The sequence below is a fragment of the Streptomyces sp. KLMMK genome, assembly GCF_036961605.1.
In the GTDB taxonomy this organism is placed as follows: domain Bacteria; phylum Actinomycetota; class Actinomycetes; order Streptomycetales; family Streptomycetaceae; genus Streptomyces; species Streptomyces telluris.
Genome location: NZ_JBAMDC010000704.1, coordinates 1 through 1635, shown reverse-complemented (window position 1 = coordinate 1635; position 1635 = coordinate 1). Strand labels below are relative to the sequence as shown.

Annotated in this window: 2 protein-coding genes; both read left to right on the top strand. The window is 73.6% G+C overall.

Features of this window, described 5'->3' with window-relative positions:
* On the top strand, nucleotides 1-454 hold a 454-nt coding region (locus tag V7793_RS37300; RefSeq protein WP_336014143.1), incomplete at its 5' end, for a hypothetical protein.
* Nucleotides 455-506: 52 nt separating this feature from the next.
* The coding region (locus V7793_RS37295; RefSeq protein ID WP_336014142.1) for a CHAT domain-containing protein at nucleotides 507-1635 on the top strand (1129 nt) is incomplete at its 3' end.

The following is a 1635-nucleotide window of genomic DNA, read 5'->3' as shown; positions in this document are numbered from 1 at the left end:
CCGCTCCGCGGCGGCGGCCCTGCTCGAGCACGTGCCCGACGCCATCCGTCCCAGCTGCTCGGACGGCGACGCGTCCAAGTTCCCGCCGTCCGTCGTCGCCGTGGTCGCCTGCACGCCGCCCGGCGGATTCCCGGTGATCTACGCCCAGTTCGTGGACGGCATCAGCATGAGCGGCGCCTACGACAGGCTGACCGGCAAGGCCACGGTCACGCACGACGCGTGCGGCCCCTCGGTCCCGCTCGACGGGCGGCAGAGGTACAAATCCGGTGGAAAGACCGTCGGCGACCTCACCTGCTACGCAACATCCGACGGCGACGCCTATCTCACCTGGTCCAGCGAGGACCTGAACATCATCGCGGAAGCCCACACCCCCCTCGCCTCCTACGGGCGGCTGTGCGCCTGGTGGATGACGGCGGGACCGCTGCACGGCAGCGGCGCCGGCACGGCCGCCTGAGAAAGCGGGAAACGGGAATGGTGAATTCTTTCCGGGAATTCCGGGAGCCGTGATGCGCGGAGCCGCCGATTTCGTCCTGGAGGTCAGCGGCGGTCCCGGCGGGCGGTACACGGTGGCCGTCTCCTCGCCGGCCGGCGAGGGGAGCCTCACCGTCGCCCTGGACCCCGTCGCCATCGGCGCCCGCCTCGCCGACCTCCAGCGGGCCGTCCTCGCCTCCTCCGTGACACCGCGCGCGGCGGCGCTCGGCCTGGAGCGGCCCGTGCGGGAGGTCGGGGAACGGCTCTTCCGCGCCGTGTTCGACGGACACCTGCGCGGGCTGTACTTCGCCAGCCGCCAGCACGCCGGCGAGCACGACCAGGCACTGCGCGTGGTCCTGCGCATCCGCGCCCCCGAACTCGCCGCCCTGCCCTGGGAGCTGCTCTACGACGAGGAGTCCGCGGAGTACCTGTGCCTGCGCCGGCCCCTCGTCCGCTACGTCGACCTGCCCGAGCCCCTCGCCCCGCTGCGCTCCGAACCACCCCTGAAGATCCTCGGCATGACCTCGCTGCCCCGCTCCCGCGCGCCCCTGGGCGCGGAGAGCGAGCGGGCCGCCCTGTCCGTCGCGCTGGGCCCGCTGACCGAGCGCGGCCTGGCCGACCTCGACTGGGTGCCCGGCCAGACCGCGGACGACCTCTCCCGCAGGCTGCTCCGGGGCTGCCACGTCCTGCACTTCATCGGGCACGGCGCGTACGACCCGCAGCGTCACGAGGGCATGATCACCCTGGCCGACGCGGACGGGCGCGAGCACCACCTGCACGCCTCCGCCCTCGCCTCGCTCCTCAGCGTGGCCCGGCCCCGGCCCCAGCTGGTGATCCTCAACAGCTGCCAGAGCGGCATGGGCAACGCCGAGGACCTCTTCTCCAGCACGGCCGCCGTGCTCGTGCGCACCGTACCGGCCGTCGTCGCCATGCAGTTCGCCGTCACCGACAAGGCGGCCACCCGCTTCGCCGCCTCCTTCTACCAGGCGCTGGCCCAGGGCCGCACCGTCGACGAGGCCGTGCGGGTCGGCCGGATCGCCCTGGTCGTCGACAAGGACGACAGCCTGGAGTGGGCGACCCCGGTGCTCTACCTGCGCGGCGGGGACGCCCGTCTCTTCGACATGCCCGCCGCCTGGGCGCAGGCCGGGCCGGCCGTACCGCTGC